15 protein-coding genes and 1 pseudogene are annotated in these 19,162 nt (G+C 45.4%); 5 read left to right on the top strand and 11 right to left on the bottom strand.

Annotated elements, in window-relative coordinates; genetic code table 11:
* Positions 1-79 precede the first annotated feature (79 nt).
* A complete protein-coding gene (locus QMY49_RS20900) occupies positions 80-469 on the bottom strand; it encodes a VOC family protein (RefSeq protein ID WP_017189619.1) in 390 nt (129 codons plus the stop codon).
* 157 nt (positions 470-626) lie between these two features.
* On the opposite strand from QMY49_RS20900, the gene QMY49_RS20895 reads away from it, so the two are divergent.
* Complete coding sequence (locus tag QMY49_RS20895; RefSeq protein ID WP_038899326.1) at positions 627-1,103, top strand: peptide-methionine (S)-S-oxide reductase; 477 nt, start codon at positions 627-629, stop codon at positions 1,101-1,103.
* A gap of 152 nt (positions 1,104-1,255) precedes the next feature.
* On the opposite strand, the gene QMY49_RS20890 is transcribed toward QMY49_RS20895, so the two are convergent.
* The 10 genes and pseudogenes from QMY49_RS20890 to QMY49_RS20845 form a co-directional block, all read right to left on the bottom strand.
* A complete protein-coding gene (locus tag QMY49_RS20890) occupies positions 1,256-2,668 on the bottom strand; it encodes an alginate export family protein (protein ID WP_005453010.1) in 1,413 nt (470 codons plus the stop codon).
* Positions 2,669-2,769: 101 nt separating this feature from the next.
* The gene (locus QMY49_RS20885; RefSeq protein WP_005453012.1) at positions 2,770-4,356 is read right to left on the bottom strand and encodes a PTS transporter subunit EIIC; all 1,587 of its coding nucleotides are present in this window, start codon (positions 4,354-4,356) and stop codon (positions 2,770-2,772) included.
* A gap of 3 nt (positions 4,357-4,359) precedes the next feature.
* Positions 4,360-5,766 (bottom strand): Sapep family Mn(2+)-dependent dipeptidase, encoded by a 1,407-nt coding sequence (locus QMY49_RS20880; protein WP_283316579.1) that lies wholly within the window; start codon positions 5,764-5,766, stop codon positions 4,360-4,362.
* A gap of 59 nt (positions 5,767-5,825) precedes the next feature.
* Positions 5,826-6,521, bottom strand: a complete 696-nt coding sequence (gene rpiA, locus QMY49_RS20875) for a ribose-5-phosphate isomerase RpiA (RefSeq protein WP_009697920.1) — start codon at positions 6,519-6,521, stop codon at positions 5,826-5,828.
* Complete coding sequence (gene tkt, locus QMY49_RS20870) at positions 6,521-8,518, bottom strand: transketolase (RefSeq protein ID WP_283316576.1); 1,998 nt, start codon at positions 8,516-8,518, stop codon at positions 6,521-6,523. Before tkt ends, rpiA begins: the two co-directional genes overlap by 1 nt.
* 12 nt (positions 8,519-8,530) lie before the next feature.
* A complete protein-coding gene (gene tal, locus QMY49_RS20865; protein ID WP_049534852.1) occupies positions 8,531-9,484 on the bottom strand; it encodes a transaldolase in 954 nt (317 codons plus the stop codon).
* A 4-nt stretch (positions 9,485-9,488) separates the two neighbouring features.
* On the bottom strand, positions 9,489-10,223 hold the full coding sequence (locus tag QMY49_RS20860) for an HAD family hydrolase (protein ID WP_017189624.1): 735 nt from the start codon (positions 10,221-10,223) through the stop codon (positions 9,489-9,491).
* Between the two features lie 23 nt (positions 10,224-10,246).
* Positions 10,247-11,404: an iron-containing alcohol dehydrogenase gene (locus tag QMY49_RS20855; RefSeq protein WP_283316571.1), complete on the bottom strand. Its 1,158-nt coding sequence runs from the start codon at positions 11,402-11,404 to the stop codon at positions 10,247-10,249.
* 71 nt (positions 11,405-11,475) lie between these two features.
* Positions 11,476-12,186: a ribulose-phosphate 3-epimerase gene (locus tag QMY49_RS20850; protein ID WP_005453033.1), complete on the bottom strand. Its 711-nt coding sequence runs from the start codon at positions 12,184-12,186 to the stop codon at positions 11,476-11,478.
* A 9-nt stretch (positions 12,187-12,195) separates the two neighbouring features.
* Positions 12,196-13,040: pseudogene (locus QMY49_RS20845) on the bottom strand (Cof-type HAD-IIB family hydrolase).
* Between the two features lie 211 nt (positions 13,041-13,251).
* Between QMY49_RS20845 and ulaR the strand changes: the two are divergent.
* From ulaR to QMY49_RS20825, 4 genes are all read left to right on the top strand, one after another.
* Positions 13,252-14,028: an HTH-type transcriptional regulator UlaR gene (gene ulaR, locus QMY49_RS20840; protein ID WP_005453036.1), complete on the top strand. Its 777-nt coding sequence runs from the start codon at positions 13,252-13,254 to the stop codon at positions 14,026-14,028.
* Positions 14,029-14,319: 291 nt separating this feature from the next.
* Positions 14,320-14,760 carry a PTS sugar transporter subunit IIA gene (locus QMY49_RS20835; RefSeq protein ID WP_005436338.1) on the top strand — a complete coding sequence of 147 codons (441 nt, stop codon included), beginning with the start codon at positions 14,320-14,322 and terminating at the stop codon, positions 14,758-14,760.
* Positions 14,761-14,771: 11 nt separating this feature from the next.
* Positions 14,772-16,172 carry a PTS fructose transporter subunit IIBC gene (locus tag QMY49_RS20830; RefSeq protein WP_005453038.1) on the top strand — a complete coding sequence of 467 codons (1,401 nt, stop codon included), beginning with the start codon at positions 14,772-14,774 and terminating at the stop codon, positions 16,170-16,172.
* A 121-nt stretch (positions 16,173-16,293) separates the two neighbouring features.
* Positions 16,294-19,125, top strand: coding sequence for a GH92 family glycosyl hydrolase (locus tag QMY49_RS20825; RefSeq protein WP_283316561.1), 2,832 nt, complete (start codon positions 16,294-16,296; stop codon positions 19,123-19,125).
* The last annotated feature ends 37 nt before the right edge of the window (positions 19,126-19,162 follow it).

Raw genomic sequence — 19,162 nt, 5'->3', positions numbered from 1 at the left:
TATTGATGAGCTTGCAGTATACGCCCGAACACTTTCATATGAAAGTAGCCTGTGAACGATAGAAATAAGCTAAGTCGCGTTACACCGTAAGCTCAAGACGGTTGCCGTCCGGATCTAAGATGCAGCTTTCGTAGTAACCGTCACCTGTTTGTCTCGGACCATCGATCCATTGGTAGCCATCATCCACTAAGGTTTTGGTCAATTGATCCACTGCCTGTTCTGATCCTAAGGCGAAGGCAAAGTGTGCCAACCCTGTTACCTGCATCGCATGAGATTTTTCACAAGCGGTCACACCTTCCATCGACATTAACTCCAGTCGTGCACCACTTTCAAACGAAAGAAAGTAAGATGAAAACTGTTTAGTTGGGTTGTGGTATTTGTCGTTAGACACCGCGTTAAAGTATTTCTCATAGAAGGCTTTAAGCTCTTCCAAACGTTCAGTCCAAATCGCGATATGTTCAATTTTCATTAGGATTCCCCTAGCTCTTAACTGCGCTCAATCTAACGAGGAAACGCAGCACAAAAAAGAGAGCAAATCACTTCTGAGTTGTTCCTGTTTTATGGTTGGAGTTGTGTTTGAGCGAAAGTGATGCCCATAATGACGCAAAGTTTTTCAGGACAGAATGATGGAAGAAATTTACTTTGCAGGCGGCTGCCTTTGGGGCGTTCAAGAATTTATGCGCCACCTTCCGGGCGTAATCAGCACCGAAGCAGGACGAGCAAATGGCACGACGGACAACACTCAAACCGAATACGATGGCTACGCGGAATGCGTGAAAACCCAGTTCGACCCTGAACAAGTGTCGGTTGAAACTTTAATGGGCTATCTGTTTGAGATCATCGACCCGCACAGTGTTAACAAGCAAGGTGAAGACGTAGGTGAGAAGTACCGTACCGGTGTTTATAGTCAAAACGAACAACACCTAGCGATTGCCAAAGCATTTATCGCTGCAAGACCAGATGCCGATAAGATCGCCGTAGAGGTGCTGCCACTCACGAACTACGTGCCAAGTGATGATGAGCATCAAGACCGACTCACACGCTTTCCAAACGACTACTGCCATATCCCGTTAGATTTGCTGCATAAGTACAAGCAAAACTAATGGTATCCACTGAGCACTTCCCAATTTTCCAATAAAAAAGCCCAGCATGTCGACTGGGCAAAATTGCTGCTTAAAAAACATGACGTGCCTTAATCAAGGCAAATAGGACAGATAAAAGCAGTATGCTTGGATATTTATCGTCTATCGCAATACTAGAAGTTGTAGATCACTGCGATTTCGGCACGAGTAATGTTATCGCTTTGAGGACCGACAACATCACGCGTATAGTCACTATCCAACGCATAGTACAGGTTCAACTCCGTTTTTAGGTTGCCCGTAATGTAGTTGTGGAACTGCAGATAAAATTGAGTGTAAGCGTATTTTTCATCAGAGTTTTCACCGAACAAAATATCCTGATTTAAGGTATAAATCGCATCGTCTGTATCGGCGCGCCACGTTGACATAAAGCCAGTGATAATGCTCTGTTTTGGCATGTACTCAATAACTGAATAACCGCCAACCTGCATCGCGTTACCGTAAGCCCCGTCATGAGCAAAACCTAGAGGATCCCCCGTCCATAGTGGGTTGAACGTGTTCACTTTATCGCTATCCTTGCTTGTTCCCGATGCATAATGAAGGTTTAAACCTGCACGTACATTCCAATCTGCACTCCAGTTGTAGTTCAGATCCGCATAAGCCATATACGCTGAAATATCTTTGCCAGCATGGTCACCAAACTGATAAACACCATCAACCATGTACCCGAAACCTTCACGAACAAAATCATGTGCGTGCAAGCCCAGCACTTGAATATCTACATCCCCATCCGGAGCATTAACGAATGAACTGTTGGTCACGTCATTGCTCATGAAATAAGCCTGCATTGCGCCATAGTCCGTGCGCCAATTCGCAAAGATACCTGTGGAGGTTTTTCCGTTGGTTTTGTCATCCCAGTTCCCACTCCAACTGCCATCTTTGCGCAATGGGAAGACTTCTTCACCGTAATAAACATCAAAGTTGATGCCATTCACTCTGTATTTGGCACTCGCCGCATTCCAACTCGATTGCACGGGTGTTGGTTCTCGGTTCATCATTTGCCATTCATTGAGGTAGATCTCTTGGCGTCCTAAACGTGTGCTCAAATACTGTTCACCATCATCGAGCAGCTTGAACTCTGTGAATAGTTGGTGGAAGTCAGTACCAGCATCATCTACCGGACCAGGGTTATCTAAGTTGGTGTAGTTGGTGCGGATTTCACCGTAGATTCGAGCCCAATCTTGGTATGTCACATCAGTAGCAAACTGCATTCGGCTACGGAACTCATTTTTCTTACGTACATCAGAGTCATACATATGATTCCAACGATTATCAAAAGCCGCTTTAATGTTACCGCTAAATGAAACTTTCCACTCTCCATCATCAGTAATATCAAGGCGTTTTAACTTCTCTGAAAAGCTCTTTTCGCTCTCCGCAAGATTGTCTACGTAGCTCCAATCTTCATTTGCACGATCACCCCAAAACACGATTGGGTTTCTTTCAGACCATGTAGGGGCTTCGGTTGCGTGTAGCGCACCAGAAATACTCACTGCAAGCAAGGTTAGGGACACTTTTGTTATATTTTTCATAATTATATTTCCATATTTTGGGTACAGAAATCCCTACCCGTGGTGCTCGCACCACAGGAGGGTTCACTTGTTATTGGTTTTTTATTTGTAGGGGGGAATGATTAAGAGTCGACGCCCAGCGCTTCTTTAATACCTGACGCAATGGTAATAACGTTCGCACCGTAGATGACCTGAATTCCTTTTGGCATTCTCACCACGCCAATTGCATTCAGTTGTTTTTTCCAGACATCATCTGCTGCCGCTAACGTTTCATCATGTAGGGAAACCCTTAAGCGTGTGGCGCAGTTTGAAACGTTATCGATGTTCTCAGCACCACCCAGCGCTTTAATAATTTCGACTGGAAGACCTGCAGAGTTCTGCTCTTTTTTCTTCTTGAAGTCTGCTTTTGAGTAAAGAGCGATATCTGCATCATCGTCCTCTTCACGACCTGGTGTTTTAGAGTTGAACTTCAGAATCACGTACTTAAATGTGTAGAAGTAAACAACGAAGTACAGTGGAATAATCCATAGCAACGCCCAAGCATGTACCTTCTCTGGCTGTAGTAGGTTTGGCACCATAAACAACAGTTGGTTACCATGAATAGAGACGCCAAACATCTCAGTAATGACGTAAGCCAAACCATTTAATGGCACGTGCACAGCAAAGAACAAGAATGGTTGAACAAACAAGAAAGTGTATTCAAGTGGCTCTGTGATCCCGATAACTGCTGCAGTAAATACGGCAGGGATCATAATCGCAGCGACTTTCTTTTTGTTTTGTGGTTTCGCGGTGACATACATCGCATAAGCCGCACCTGTAAGACCACCAATCTGAATTGGAATACGACCACTAGTAAAGTTATGTGTGATGTAACCAGTTGCCTCAGGGGAGCTCATTTGACCATTCATGATATTACGTACACCTTCGTACACAACGCCATCAATTTCCATTACCCCACCCACACGAGTGTATTCAATTGGGAAGGCGATGAGATGGTGGAGACCAAATGGTAGTAACCCCTTATCAAACACGCCGAATAGGAAAGAGCCAAAGATACCCGAGCTAGTAATAAGCGTCGTGATAGATTGCAGCCCACCCGCGATCGGTGGCCAAGCATGATAAGCGACAAAGCTGATCGGCATAATCGCAAGATAAGCAAAGATTACGACAGCACGTGGACCAGAGAAGAAGCTCAACATTGCTGGCATTTCAAATTTGTAGAAACGGTTGTGCAGTGCCGCTGTGATACAGCCCACAATGATCCCGCTAAAGATCCCCATGTTGTATGAGAATACGCCTAGGTTTTCACCCCATAGTGAATTGAAATTTTGTGCGGCAACTTTGTCGTAACCCATGTTGTTAACAAGGTAATCAACACTGGTCGTTTCCGGTGTCCAGCCGTTAAAAGCGGCAATGGAACCAATCGCGACGTTGAAACACATAAACATGGTAAAGCCTGTAAATGCTGCCCAACCTTTTTCAGATTTTGACAAGGCAAAGGCTAAACCAATCGCAAAGAATGGTGGTAGGTTTCGCATTACCATCAAACCAAGATCGAGCATCAGTTTGAAGAACGCAAAAATGACAGAGTCTTGAGCTGACATTTGGTTTACAACGCCAGCGCCTATCCCTATAAAAATACCTGCAATGACCAGTACAATGATGGAAACCATCATACCGCCGGCAAGTGCTTGAACCTTATCTCTCATAATTTACTCCTGAAGTGATATGAGAACTTTCACGTATATCGTTATTGCTTTTATTAGTGACTCTAGGTTGAGCTGTTCATTTGGCTCGTGCACAAAGGTCACTTCTTCAGGGAAAGTTGGTCCAAAAGCTACTCCATGCTCCAATGCACGCGCGTACGAAGCCGCGCCTTTACTAAAGCAATTTGCATCCGTTCCAGTAACATCGGAATAAGCTTTCCCCATCGCTTGGATAAGGGCACTTTCGGGAGAGAGGTAGGATAGAGGTAAGTACTGATGTTCGACAAAGTTCACACCAGCTTGTTGGGATAAAGCCAGTAATTGGGAACGAACTCTCTCGATACTCAGTCCTTTAGGAAACCGAAAATCAAAATCCAAATTGTAGCCATGCGAATCCATGTTGATGGCAGAAACACAACACGTTGTGTATCCCATCTCATCATCGTTATGGTATAGACCTAACTTATGCCCGACGTAGTCATTTGCAAAGTGGGAATCAAGCAAGTGGACCAAGCTGGCAGAGTTTGGATCTAATCCTTCCACATGACGCATAATGTTGACGAACTTGTCCATGCAGTTATCAACTTTATGCGGGTTGCGGGATTTCTCCCACGGCGTTGAAATCTCAACGCGGTAATGTGACTGACAGTCAATCACATCAGCAAAAGCAGCAAACTGATGCGCTACTTTTTCAGCACTAGAGCCTGCCAATTCAAGCACCAAAAAGTGACAAGTGGATGTTCTATCTCGTTCACTCTCGATGCGTCTAATTTGGCATGCGCTATCACTGCTTCTGGCAGAAAATTGCTTCTCCAATGACGCATGCAAAATACCCTTTTCACCGTTGACGATTGGGAAGTCGCCATCTGGAGAAAAGCCATATTCTGGCTGCGGATTGTGTTGAAAGTAATGCTCTACACATTCCCAAGTTGTCTCTTCTGCACCACCAATAATGACTCTTATTTTCTTATTGAGAGGGACAGTAAGTTGTTTAAACAACTTGAGGATGTACAAGCTAGCAATCAGTGGACCTTTGTTGTCTGTTACGCCTCGTCCAAAAACCATGTTATCAATTTTAGTCATACGGTATGGCGGCGTTCGCCATAGCATCTCATCCCCTGCTGGCACCACATCAACATGGTGCAGCAGAGCGATTTCTTGATCACCTTGCCCAAAGCTTATATCCAAAGCATAACCTTGGTGATCACGCACTTCTAAACCTTCTCTTTCAGCAAATTTGATTAAGTAATCAAACGCTTGTCTAATTTGATAACCAAACGGAGCATTCTCTGTTTGTGTCGTCAAATCACGTACTGATGGAATAGCAACTAGCTCAGATAAATCGTTAAGTAACTCATCAATATGCTGTTCAAGATACTCGATTGCTTCTGTCGAAAACTTGCTTTCCATCATGTTTAATCCCTTAAATCCCTAGCCAAGAAGAGGTTATTAATAAACTTGTTATCAGGCTCTCAATTTACCGATAACCAACGAACGCCTTGTGTATTTGAAAACGCCATATAGTGCGCACGGCATTGAGAAAATATGCCATTCTCAACCACACCTGAAAGGGAGTTCAGTCGCTGTTCTAATTCGGTTGGCTCACTCATATCTAGACCAGAAACATCCAAAATAATATTGCCATTATCAGTAACGCAATCAGGGCGTTGCAAAGGACGGCCACCAAGGGATTTTAAGGCGAGAATAACTGGCATTTTCGCCGCTGGGAGGACTTCAATTGGCAGAGGGAATCTCCCCAACGTCTCCACTAAACGTCCTTCATCTGAGATGGTGATAAAGCACTTAGTCATAGAGGCAATGACTTTTTCACGCCCTAAAGCCGCGCCCCCACCTTTGATTGTGATGCCGTTTGTTAACCCTTCATCAATGCCATCAACGTAATAATCCACGTACAAGCAGTCTGCGAGAGGGATTTCTTTCAAACCTGAACTCTGGATGGCTTTAGAAGAGCGTTCTGAACTTGATACACAGTGAGCAAACGCCACGCCACTAGCTGCCAATAATTGGACAAATACTTCTGCTGTTGCACCTGTACCAATTCCAATAACCGTATCTGGAGTGACATTTTGTAGAATGTGGTCCAAGGCTGCTTTCGCAGCCTTAACTCTGACACATTCATCCACCGTATTTGTGATGAAAGTTTCCATTACGCGTTCTCCATCATACGCTTGGCAGTATCCACAACGTTTGCCACAGTAAAGCCGTACATTTCAAAGAGCTGATCAGCAGGAGCAGACTCACCAAAGCTCGTCATACCGATGATCTCTCCTTGTAAGCCCGCGTACTTAAACCAGTAATCTCGAATACCAGCTTCAATCGCGATACGATTGGTCACATTGGTTGGGAGAACGTGTTGCTGGTATTGTGCACTCTGCGCGTCAAACACGTCGGTTGCAGGCATCGAAACCACACGACAGCGAACATTGTTCAACTGCGCCTTTGCGTCCATAGCAAGAGCAACTTCAGACCCCGTGGCAATGAGAATAAGCTCAGGTTCACCGTCACAGTCGGACAAGATGTAACCACCTTTCGCGATGTTTTCTAATGTCTCCTCATCACGCTCAAATTGAACAAGATTCTGGCGCGAGAAAATCAGTGAAGTTGGACCATCCGTTCTCTCGACAGCGGCTTTCCAAGCGACTGCGGTCTCGACTTGGTCACAAGGACGCCATGTGCTCATGTTTGGCGTTAAACGCAGTGATGCGATTTGTTCCACAGGTTGATGCGTTGGACCATCTTCACCCAAACCAATTGAATCATGCGTGTAGACAAAGATGCTGCGTTGCTTCATCAATGCGGCCATACGCAATGCATTACGTGCGTATTCCATAAACATTAAGAATGTACCGCCATAAGGAATAAAACCGCCGTGGAGAGCAATGCCATTCATCATGGCTGACATGGCAAATTCACGAACTCCGTAACTAAGGTAATTACCTGAAGCATCCTGAGCGGTAATTGCTTTTGAACCAGACCAATTCGTTAGGTTTGATGGAGTTAGATCTGCCGAGCCACCTAGGAATTCAGGTAAGTGCGTGCCGAAGGCCTCAATCGCGTTTTGCGATGCTTTGCGAGTCGCGATAGTCGCAGGGTTGGCTTGCAAAGTTTTAATCACATCTTCACTGATTTGAGCCCAGTTTTCTGGTAGGTCACCCTTTACTCGACGATTAAACTCTGCTGCCAGCTCTGGGTATACCAATTCATATTCCACAAAGCGATTCGCCCATTGTGCTTCCGCATCTTTACCTGCAACTTTGGCATCCCACGCTTGATAAATTTCATGCGGGATTTCAAACGGGGCGTATTCCCAACCTAGGTTTTGACGTACTAGCGCTACCTCTTCTTCACCTAACGGTGCACCATGACAATCGTGGCTTGCTGATTTGTTTGGCGATCCAAAGCCAATAATAGTTTTACAGCAAATTAACGTTGGCTTACTGGTTTCTGCCTGAGCCTCTAGAATCGCTTGGCGAATTGATTGAGCGTTATGACCATCAACATCCGCAATGACGTGCCAACCATATGCTTCAAAACGTTTAGGCGTATCATCCGAAAACCATCCCTCAACCTCGCCATCAATTGAGATGCCATTGTCATCCCAAAACGCAATCAGCTTGCCTAAACCTAATGTGCCAGCTAACGAACAAGCTTCGTGGGAAATGCCTTCCATCATGCAGCCATCACCCATAAACACATAGGTGTGGTGGTCAACGATCTCATGACCAGGACGGTTAAACTGATCAGCTAATACCTTCTCAGCGAGTGCCATACCAACCCCATTGGTAATGCCTTGACCTAGCGGACCAGTCGTTGTTTCAATCCCCGGTGCATAACCATATTCTGGATGTCCCGCCGTCTTTGCATGCAACTGACGGAAAGATTGAATATCTGCCATCGTCAAATCATAGCCAGACAAATGCAATAAGCTGTAAATCAGCATAGAGCCATGACCGTTAGAAAGAATAAAACGGTCACGATCCGGCCAATTAGGGTTGGTGGGATTATGTTTTAGAAAATCACGCCACAGAACTTCCGCAATATCCGCCATGCCCATCGGTGCACCAGGATGACCAGAGCCAGCTTTTTGCACCGCATCCATACTCAATACACGAATCGTGTCTGCAAGTTTATTTCGAGAGATCATCTTCACTGCTCCTTACAGACGTGCTTCAATCATTGCTTCTAGTTTGCCTTGGTCTACGGCAAAGTTACGAATACCCTCAGACAACTTCTCTGTCGCCATTGGATCTTGGTTCATTTCCCAACGGAACTCAGCTTCAGTCATTGCCGTTGGCGCAGGGTTCACATTCGTGCGTTGAGCATAAAGCTTTGGTTCAACCTCACCCTCTTGCGCTGCAAGTTGATCTAAGATTGCAGGACCAATCGTTAGACGATCACAGCCAGCTAGAGCGAGCACTTCGTCAGCATTACGGAAGCTAGCGCCCATAACCACAGTGTTATAGCCATGATCTTTGTAGTAGTTGTAAATCTTAGAAACCGAGACAACACCCGGGTCTTCATGTGGAAGGTATTCTTTTTGAACAGTATTGTTTTTGTACCAATCTAAGATACGACCAACAAATGGAGAGATAAGGAATGCCCCCGCTTCTGCACACGCTTTTGCCTGAGCAAAGTTAAACAGCAGCGTTAGGTTACAGTTAATGCCTTCTTTTTCGAGTACTTCTGCTGCACGAATGCCTTCCCATGTTGACGCCAGCTTGATCAAAATGCGCGCTTTCTCAATGCCAGCTTCTTGGTACATGGCGATCAATTTTCGCGCTTTCACCAAACTGGATTCTTTATCAAATGATAAGCGAGCATCAACCTCAGTAGAGATACGCCCTGGTACGGTTTTTAAGATTTCCACGCCGATGTTGACCGCCAATTTATCGCTTGCATCGATGATCTGCTGTGCTCTATCTGCGCTTTGTTTTTTCGCCCATTCAATCGCATCCACAATCAAGTGATCGTATTGAGGCATCTCTGCCGCTTTAAGCACTAATGAAGGGTTTGTCGTCGCATCTTGAGGCTGGAATGCAGCAATCGCATCAATGTCACCAGTATCAGCAACAACCGTTGTGTATTTTTTCAATTGTTCTAATTTGTTCATAACTCTATCTCGATAAGTTGATAATCAATTGCGCTAGCGAAATTTGACTCATTGATGATAAAACAATGTCTGCATGCGAGACATCTAAGTGCTGAGTCAGGTAATTGGTTACCGCAACTGTTGAAATACCTGCCGCTCGAGCCGCTGTAACTCCTGGAGGAGAGTCCTCAAAGGCAATGGCTTGACTGGCAGAAACTCCGAGTTTTTCTAGGCTAGTGAGATAAACGTCCGGAGATGGCTTACGACGTTCAATCGAGATTTCTTCTGCTCCGGTGAAACAGTCAAAGTAATGTTCTAAATTCAGGCGCTTCAGAATCGGCATGTAATGCTCGTATTCAGAACTTGTTGCTAACGCCATCTTAAGCTCCATTTGCTTTGCTGTGTCTAGATAGCAGCGAACACCTTTTCGTTCTGTTTGAAGTGCAATCAGTCGATAAGCATGACTAAAGACTTGTTGTCTGATTTCATCATCAGATAACACTTGCTTTGAATGATATCGATAAAGGTCACAAAGAGAGGTTGCTGGTACTGAGCTCCCAACTAGACCAGCAACCTGGAGTGGCGAAACATCAATCCCGAATGGCTTCATTAGAGCTTCCCAGGCCCTAAACAAACAGGTTTCTGTATCGACGAGTAGACCATCGAAATCGAAGATTAACGCTTGAATATCACGACGTTTGATGTCCTCTCTATCCACATTCAACGCTGCAAATTTCATTGTTTTTACTTCGTTTTCCATGTTCTCAACCCCTTTTTGTTCTGCTATACCAAGCTGGCGTACAGAATCGTTTTCATCTCTTCGCCTGTTGTCAAAGGTAGGTTGAAGCAAAACGCTGGTTCTAATGCCTTTACGTCTTCCTCTGTGACTCCTACCTGCGTTAGGTTGTGCTCTAAACCAATTTGCCCTAAAAACGTGACTAAGTGCGTTGCTAGCGATTGCGCTTTTTCTTCAGTGCTTCCCACGGCACCAAATAGCTCAGCAACTTTTGCGTAACGTTCTGGTTGTTTACGCCATTGCAGTTGAACATAAGCGGGATAAACCACCGCTAGTGTCAAACCATGAGGTAAATTCGTTTTTCTACTACCTAAGATTTCCCCTAGAGGATGCGGTGCGCCTGCGCCACCATTAGCCAAGGAGATCCCAGCCAACGTATCAGCGCTTGCCAATCGACAACGACCTTCGATATCGGAGCCGTTCTTCACAACCGCAGGCAAGTTTTCTACCACCAGCTTCATGGCTTCTAGCGCCAAACTATCAACTAATGGTGAAGGCTTTGTGCCGGTGTACGACTCAAACGCATGTGAAAACGCATCAAAACCAGTCATCGCTGTCATACGAGGTGGTAAGGTCAGCATTAATTCAGGATCAATAATGGCTTCACATGGATAAAAATCAGGATGGAACAATGTCAGTTTTGAGTGGCTATCAAGATCAGTAATAACCGCTGCATGAGTAACCTGAGAGCCCGTTCCAGATGTTGTTGGTATCGCAATCAAAGGCACAGTTGATGCTGGCAGCGCCTTAATATCACCAAAAGGCGAATCATAATTTTTAAACCAGTGTGCCCAATCAATTGTGTCAACCTTCATGGTTGCTGCGATGATCTTCGCGGTATCGATCGATGAACCACCGCCAATAGCAAGTACAACGTCACAGTCAGCTTCGATACCAACTTGTCGTCCAAGCTCAACAACCGTCGTTGGCGGATTAGGTACAACGCCATCGAAGTGCGTTACATGAATATCTTGTTCTGCAAGCAAAGCAAAAATACGCTCATAAGCTGGTTTAACTGCTTCAAATATCGGTTCAGAGACAATCAAACAGCGTCGACCGTATTTGGCAATCATATGACCAATTTGGCTCACATTGCCCGGGCCAAAGCTCAGCTTAGTCGGTTGGTAGTGATTAAAATGTGTCATGGCAATTCCTTGGTTGGTGTCGAGCCGGAGCATTTCGAGGGGGAAGTTCAGCCCGACACCATTAACTCTAATTAAGCTAGTTCAGCGGCAACGGCTTCTTCAGCAGCATTCAGTGCAGCACGGAAATCTTTTACGCCAGCTGTAATGCCTTCTTTGTGACCGAAGATGTTGGTTGATGCCACCATCACATCAATGTCTTCTTTCAACAGCGGCTCTAGGTTGTGGTTACGGATACCACCGTCAACACACAATTCACAGTTAGGGTTACGCTCGTTAATTAGCTGACGCGCTTCGCGAATCATTTCAATCGCAGACTCACGCCATAACCATTCATCGTTGTTCACGCCATGAATAACAATGTGTAGTCGGTCTAGGTAGTAAATTGCTTCTTTAACGAAAGAGACAGGAGTAAAACAGCCAACGGTTAGACCAAACTTCATGTTGTAGTCACGGCAGTACTTCATCATGTACGCCAATGGCGCACCCAAGAAGTTCTCTGCTGGAAGAATCAGCATGTCTGCGCCAGCTTTAGCAATCTTTTCTACAAATAGACGATCACAATCTTTAAAGTAAGCGTGGACTTCGATTGGCTTATCCGTGTACTGACGAATACCTTCAACGATTTGATGACCACCCATAAGCTGCATGTTTTTCAAATCATGCATATCAGCAGCATCACAGTGAATGTAATCCGCACCCGCGTCAGACACTTCTTTTACGATATCTGCGATGTGGCCGTAATCTACGTGTGCAAGACCTGCTGCGATTTTTACTTTTTTCATTGTGTTTCCTTAATAGAAGTAAGAGTGTTGGCATGATGCTGACCTTCAGACACGATCAATCTGAGGTACTGCCCAATGCCGCAACCGTTGTTATCTGTGACAATTAAGTTCGCTAACCCACGAATGGCTGGACTAGCGTTTTCCATTGCTACGGGTTCTCCAACAACGCGTAACATTTCTGCATCGTTGTCTCCGTCACCAAAAGCAATGGTGTATTTCGGATTCAGGTTGAGTTGATTAAGTAGGTGAAGAGTTGCGGTGCCTTTGTTCGCTCCCTTCGCTGTGATATCAAGCTTGTTCGGAGTTGAAAGATCGGCTTGTACATGATGATGAATCAGCACATCACGTAATTCACAGAGAGCGACTTTGTCTTCGCTAGAGACCAAGACTTTATATACATCACCACATTCATTAAGTAGTGAACGAACACTCGGTACAATTTTCATGTTGTCCTCAACGCCCAGTGCCAACATCTGTTGCTGAAGACCTAGGAAGTGTTCAGATTGTTGAGTCGCAAAAATGCCGTTTTCGCAGTAAAGCGTGAAATAAAACTGACCAATATTGAGAGTGTCGAGTAATGCATTGAGTACATTTGAACCAATGACTTGGCTATCGTTGATGCTGCCTTGAACAGGGTCAAACTGGTAGGCTCCATTACAGCAAATCATCGGCAGTTCAATGCCAAGCTGCTTGGCAAAAGGAAGCATCAGGTTATGTGGACGACCACTTGCTAATGTGACTTTATAACCTTCACTAATCGCAAGTTTGATCGCTTCGATATTGTTACTACTGATCTGATTATGGTCATTTAACAGTGTGCCATCTAAATCGATAATGATTGCTTGATACTTCATCTTGGTCTCCAATGACTCTTTGTGACGCAAAATGACTATAAACGGTCAAATAACGTCACGCAAAGTCATTTTGACTTAAAATAATTCAAAACAGGCTAAAGATCACAAAAATCGGTCACAAACAATTCAAAAAACGTCATTTTGATTTTTTATTTGCTCAAAACGTCAAATTCGGTCAAAATTGGTCAAAACAAAAATCAAGGACTTAACTATGAATGAAGCTCAGCGTCATAGAAGGCTTTTGGAGTATCTAGAAAATCACACGTATATCAGCACGAGCGACTACGTTGAGATGCTTGATATTTCTCTATCAACAGCCCGACGCGACATAACAAAACTCGCAGAAGACGGGAAACTCACTAAGATCCGCAATGGTGCGGAAGTGATTAAATCAGAACAAGTAGCCACACAATCTCATGTTGCTTCTCATTTCATTCCTTCAGAAAAAGACATTGAGAATTTTGCAGCTAAATCTCGGATTGCCCAAGCCGCCGCTGAAATGTGTGATGAAGGTGATAGTGTGGTGGTAAGTGGCAGTAACACAACGTTATTGTTGGGTGACTATTTAGCTGGCAGCAACATTCAAGTGGTGACCAACTTTATGCCACTTGCTTACCAACTCATTCAGAAGAAACATTCTAGTTTGATCATTCTAGGTGGGCAGTATCTACCAGAGCGTCATATTACCATCTCACCAGATGCTGAAAATACTGACGACTATTCAAGTCGTTACGTTTTCTTCACAGGTACCGGTGTTTCGAAAGCTGGCGTGTACACTTCTGATCTCTTGGTTTACATGGCTGAGAAGAAACTATTGGAATACGGTGATCGTCTAGTAGCATTAGTCGATAGTAGCAAGATAGGCAAACACGGCGGAAAGCTTCTGGCTTCTGCCTCTCAACTTGATACCCTAATTACGGATCAAGGTGCCGATGAAACAACACTTAAAGCACTAGAAGAAGCTGGCGTTCAAGTAATTACGGTATAGCAACGTATTACCATAGACATAACAGCCGGAAGCAACAGTCATGTTCTTCCGGCTTTTTCAATTAATATTTGATTCCCTTCTCGTTTATTTTCAAGCTTCATTATTAATTTCAAAATAAATGGAATATAAGTCACAATACTAATTCCCTTCTAGCTCATTGATATTAATGACTTCTATCACACTTAGCTCTCAGTGATACAAAAATATAGTTATTGGATTTTTTTTACTATTTCAGAAAACCGTAACATTAATTAAATTTGCCTCATTACTTCAGTACCAATGAGTCAAAAAATGATTACAGAACTAACAAACGTCAATTTAATTAAAGGCAACCTTCAAGCAAATAATAAAAAAGAAGTCTTTGAAGAGCTAGCGCAAATGCTATTCGAAAATAATCGAATCAGCAGCAAAGAGGCTTTTTTAACCGACATCGAAGCACGTGAAGCATTAAGCGTGACTTCAATGGACGGCATCGCTTACCCACACGCAAAAAGCAAAGCGGTGACAGAGCCTGCAATCGCTGTTGGCGTAAAGCGCGAAGGCATCGAGTATGGCGACGAAGAGGGAGTCAAACCGACCGTATTCTTCATGATTGCCTCACCAGATAACGGTGCCGACCACCATATTTATGTTCTTCAAGAATTATTCGGTAAATTTAGCGAAGAGTTTATTGAAGATATTCATAACGCAAAAGACGAAAACCAAATACTAAATATTTTAATTAATTCATAAGGCGTGAAATTATGAGTACAATCACAGCTCAAGCTAGTAATAATAGCGATTTCAAAAAAATCCTAAGCACTATGAAAGGTCACCTTTTATTCGGTACTTCTCACATGCTTCCATTTATCGTTGCGGGTGGTGTACTACTAGCGCTAGCGGTAATGGCATCAGGTAAAGGTGCGGTTCCTGCGGACGGTTTATTGGCTGATATTTCTAATATCGGTATTAAAGGTCTGGTGCTGTTCCCAATTATTCTTGGTGGCTTCATCGGTTACTCAATTGCAGACAAACCAGCACTAGCTCCAGCGATGATCTCTTCTGGCATCATGGCTGACATGGGCGGCGGCTTCCTTGGTTGTATCGTAGCGGGTTTCATCGCAGGTGGTGTGGTATTCCAACTTAAGAAGATCCCTCTTTCTGCTAACATGACTGCGTTGGGCGCTTACTTCATCTACCCTCTACTAGGTACGCTTATCTCTGCAGGTATCGTTCTATGGGGTATCGGTGAGCCAATCAAGATCTTCATGGCGTCTATGAACGAATTCCTAGCTTCTATGGCTGGCGCTTCTAAAGTGGTTCTAGGTACGATTCTTGGTGGTATGACTGCATTCGATATGGGCGGTCCAATCAACAAAGTAGCAACGCTATTCGCTCAAACTCAAGTTGATACTCAACCATGGCTAATGGGTGGTGTTGGTATCGCAATCTGTACGCCTCCTCTAGGTATGGCACTAGCAACATTCCTATTCAAGAAGAAGTTCACTAAGCAAGAACAAGAAGCAGGTAAAGCAGCAGCAATCATGGGTTCTATCGGTATCTCTGAAGGTGCTATCCCATTCGCTGCAAACGACCCTGTACGCGTTCTTCCTTCAATCGTTGCTGGTGGTATCGTTGGCTGTGTGTTCGGCTTCCTAACAGACGTACTACTACACGCACCATGGGGCGGTCTAATCACAGCACCTGTATCAAGCAACATCCCAATGTACGTTGTGGGTATCGCACTAGGCTCACTAACAACAGCAGTTATCGTTGGCTTCTGGAAACCAGTTGCTGAAGAAGAAGCAGAAGACGAAATCGTTGAAGCAGCACCTGCACAAGCTCAAGCGGCTCCAGCAGCAGGCGAAGGCGAGTACGACATCGTAGCAGTAACATGTTGCCCATCTGGCGTAGCACACACATTCATGGCTGCGAAAGCACTAGAGAAAGCAGGTGCAGCAGCAGGTCTGAAAATCAAAGTAGAAACTCAAGGTCAAAACGGTATCCAGAACCGCATCACTGACCTAGATGTAGCAAACGCGAAGCTGGTTATTCTAGCTCACGATATCCAAGTAAAAGACGCTCACCGCTTTGCAAAAGCAAACGTTGTTGAGTGTTCAACGAAAGAAGCGATGCGTAACGCAGCGACTCTTGTGAAAGCTTAAACCTTAAGCTCCTCCCCCTAAGAGCCCTTTCCCCCAAAGGGCTCTATTTCAAGTTTTTAAGTTTTAGTAATACCCCTGATTTTTTTAATTATATAACCCTACAATTTACAAGGCTTTAAAAATGAAATTCAAACCTTCCCTACTCGCTTGCGCAGTTCTCAGTGGTCTAGTCGGTCTGACCGGCTGTAACGACGACACAACCAACATTTATGAAGGCGGTGACACCAACCCTGCACTGCCGGATATTCCTGACGGCGGCAAGCCAGTATGTCCTCCAGTTGGTGATGGCGACTGTGATGACAAGCCAAACCCAGAAACACCTGAAATCGACATGGGCGTTCACATCCCGGTAGATTTCGCCGGTATGGACGTAACACGCTACGTCAACCCATTCATCGGCACAGGTAACCTAGGCAACACCTACCCTGGTGCAACCACACCACACGGCATGGTGCAGCTTTCTCCAAACAACGGTTCTAACGGCTGGGAATACATTTCAGGCTACTACTACCACGACGCACGTACTTCCGGTTTCTCTCATACCCACCTTTCCGGAGCAGGTGCTGGCGACTTGAACGACATTCTCGTCATGCCAATCAACTCGCGTTCGGACTACATGATTGATGAAGGTTCGGCAACGCTCAACCTAGAAGCGTCTCGCTTCCAACATCGTGACGAGCAAGCGACGGCAGGCTACTACAAAGTCGATCTATTGGATTACGACATCAAAGCCGAGTTGACGGCGTCGGATCGCGTTGGTGTACACCGCTACACCTTCCCTCGTGATGAGAAGTCAGAAATCATCGTGAATACTGGCTTCAAAATTAACTGGGACTACACCTCAGATTCTTACTTGAAATGGGACAAAGACAATAACCGTCTAGAAGGTCACCGTTTCTCTGACGGCTGGGCACCAAGCCAAAAAGAATTCTTCGTGATGGAATTCGACCAACCAATCAAAAACGTTCGCTTTGCTTACTACGATAAAGAGCAAGGTCGTTACATGGACGTGCCAGAAGGCATTACGGAAATCGGTAACGAGACTCGCGGCAAGTACCAATACGCACGCGCTTACGTAGAGTTCGACACATCCAAAGACGGCTTAACGGTTGAAGCGAAATTGGCGCTATCAAACGTTGAGATTGGCGAGAACGGTAAATCAGGTGCTTCTCTTAACATGACAGAAGTTGCGGGCATGAACTTCGACCAAGTACGCGAAGCGGCAACGAAAAAATGGGAAGACGAACTCGGCAAGATCCAAGTCTCTGGCGACGAAGATTACAAACAGACCTTCTACACCGCGATGTACCACTCGTACCTAGGTCAAACTATTCACTCTGACTTAGATGGTCGCTACCGCCAAGTTCACCAAGGTCGTAACGCATACCCTGATGGCAACACACCTTGGGGCGATAAGATTGATACGCTGAAAGAGTCGATCCGCACTGCCGATGCCAACAAAGATGGCAAAGCAGACTTCACGCGTTACGACACTTTCTCTTTGTGGGATACCTACCGCGCAGTTCAACCGCTATCTTCGATTCTTGAGCCAGACCGCTTAGCTGACGTGGTGCTGTCTATGCTGTCTTATGCCGAAGAAGAATGGGTGGATGACAAAGGCAACGTGCGCAAAGGTCGCCTGCCTGAGTGGACATTCAAAGGCAACGAAACCGGCATGATGATGGGCATGCACTCAACGCCTGTGATTCATGATGTGTTGTCGAAAGGCTCACTAGAAAAACGCATGATCGATCTTGGCTTCACAGAAGCAGAGCGCAAAGACGTTAAAGAACGTTTAGTTGAAGCGATGATCACAGACGCGCGCGCCGCAACGAGCCAAGGCGTAGCATGGATCAAAGAGTACGAAGAACAAGGTTACGTGCCAGCGCAATTGCACGATACTCCACCAGATTCTTACGGCAGTCACTCACCGTTTAAAGACTCTTGGACAGCATCTTACTCGCTTGAGTACTCAATGAACGACTGGGCAATCGCGCAATCGATCAAAGAAGTGTTCGGTGAAGAAGATCCACGCTACACCGAGTTCGCTAACCGTTCTAAAAACTGGCAAGCGCAATTCGACTTCGGTGGTAAGCAATACCAAGGTTGGTTCAAAGCCCGTGACTACGATGGCGAGTTTATCGATGCGGGTTGGGTAGACCCAATCACTGGTCGTGCGGTGGGTAAAGACTGGCGTCCAGACATGTTCAACTGGTCATTCTCTGAATCGAACGGCTGGCAATACTCGTTCAGTGTTCAGCACGACATTCATGGCTTGATTGACCTGATGACACGCTTCGACAAGACACAAAACCCAGAAGCAGAACGCGGTGACTTGTTCGCAGCTCGCTTGGATGAGTACTGGTCAACCTACCCAGACCGCAACGCAGGCGACAACCAATTCCCAGTGTTCAACACAGGTAACGTTGGTCAGCACGTTCAAGGTAACGAACCAGATATCCACGTTCCTTACTTGTACAACTACGTGGGTCAACCTTGGAAAGGTCAGGCAGCCATCGCCGCAGCGACCAACATTTGCTACAAGAACACCGCCGACGGCATTTGTGGTAACGACGACTTCGGTACGCTCTCTGCGTGGTTCGTGTTCCGTGCACTTGGCTTCTACCCAGTGAATGCTTCTTCTGGCATCTACGAAATCGGTACTCCGCTGTTTGAAAGCGCGTCTATCGATGTCGGCAACAACCAGAAGTTCACGGTTACCGCGAAAAACGTTAGCCGCGAAAACATCTTCATTCAATCGGCTCGCTACAACGGCAAAGACTTCAACCGTACTTACTTGACTCATGACGAAATCATGTACGGCGGTGAGTTGGAGTTCGTGATGGGCGACAAACCAAATCAACGTTGGGGCTCTCTAGAGCAAGATCTTCCACCAGCACAAGGCATCGGTGAGTTCTTGCATGAAGACGAGATGCCAGCAGGTTCTCGTTAATCCCAATAGTGACAACTCAGCCGGGGGAGCGCATCTC

Source organism: Vibrio harveyi, assembly GCF_030060435.1.
In the GTDB taxonomy this organism is placed as follows: domain Bacteria; phylum Pseudomonadota; class Gammaproteobacteria; order Enterobacterales; family Vibrionaceae; genus Vibrio; species Vibrio harveyi.
The sequence above is the reverse complement of the archived record's forward strand: the minus strand, read 5'-3'. Positions and strand labels throughout refer to the sequence as shown.

Excerpts from the sequence above, each read along its gene's own strand:
- QMY49_RS20900 (WP_017189619.1), bottom strand. The coding sequence starts at position 469 with ATGAAAATTGAACATATCGCGATTTGGACTGAACGTTTGGAAGAGCTT.
- QMY49_RS20895 (WP_038899326.1), top strand. The coding sequence starts at position 627 with ATGGAAGAAATTTACTTTGCAGGCGGCTGCCTTTGGGGCGTTCAAGAA.
- QMY49_RS20890 (WP_005453010.1), bottom strand. The coding sequence starts at position 2,668 with ATGAAAAATATAACAAAAGTGTCCCTAACCTTGCTTGCAGTGAGTATT.
- QMY49_RS20885 (WP_005453012.1), bottom strand. The coding sequence starts at position 4,356 with ATGAGAGATAAGGTTCAAGCACTTGCCGGCGGTATGATGGTTTCCATC.
- QMY49_RS20880 (WP_283316579.1), bottom strand. The coding sequence starts at position 5,766 with ATGATGGAAAGCAAGTTTTCGACAGAAGCAATCGAGTATCTTGAACAG.
- rpiA (WP_009697920.1), bottom strand. The coding sequence starts at position 6,521 with ATGGAAACTTTCATCACAAATACGGTGGATGAATGTGTCAGAGTTAAG.
- tkt (WP_283316576.1), bottom strand. The coding sequence starts at position 8,518 with ATGATCTCTCGAAATAAACTTGCAGACACGATTCGTGTATTGAGTATG.
- tal (WP_049534852.1), bottom strand. The coding sequence starts at position 9,484 with ATGAACAAATTAGAACAATTGAAAAAATACACAACGGTTGTTGCTGAT.
- QMY49_RS20860 (WP_017189624.1), bottom strand. The coding sequence starts at position 10,223 with ATGGAAAACGAAGTAAAAACAATGAAATTTGCAGCGTTGAATGTGGAT.
- QMY49_RS20855 (WP_283316571.1), bottom strand. The coding sequence starts at position 11,404 with ATGACACATTTTAATCACTACCAACCGACTAAGCTGAGCTTTGGCCCG.
- QMY49_RS20850 (WP_005453033.1), bottom strand. The coding sequence starts at position 12,186 with ATGAAAAAAGTAAAAATCGCAGCAGGTCTTGCACACGTAGATTACGGC.
- ulaR (WP_005453036.1), top strand. The coding sequence starts at position 13,252 with ATGAATGAAGCTCAGCGTCATAGAAGGCTTTTGGAGTATCTAGAAAAT.
- QMY49_RS20835 (WP_005436338.1), top strand. The coding sequence starts at position 14,320 with ATGATTACAGAACTAACAAACGTCAATTTAATTAAAGGCAACCTTCAA.
- QMY49_RS20830 (WP_005453038.1), top strand. The coding sequence starts at position 14,772 with ATGAGTACAATCACAGCTCAAGCTAGTAATAATAGCGATTTCAAAAAA.
- QMY49_RS20825 (WP_283316561.1), top strand. The coding sequence starts at position 16,294 with ATGAAATTCAAACCTTCCCTACTCGCTTGCGCAGTTCTCAGTGGTCTA.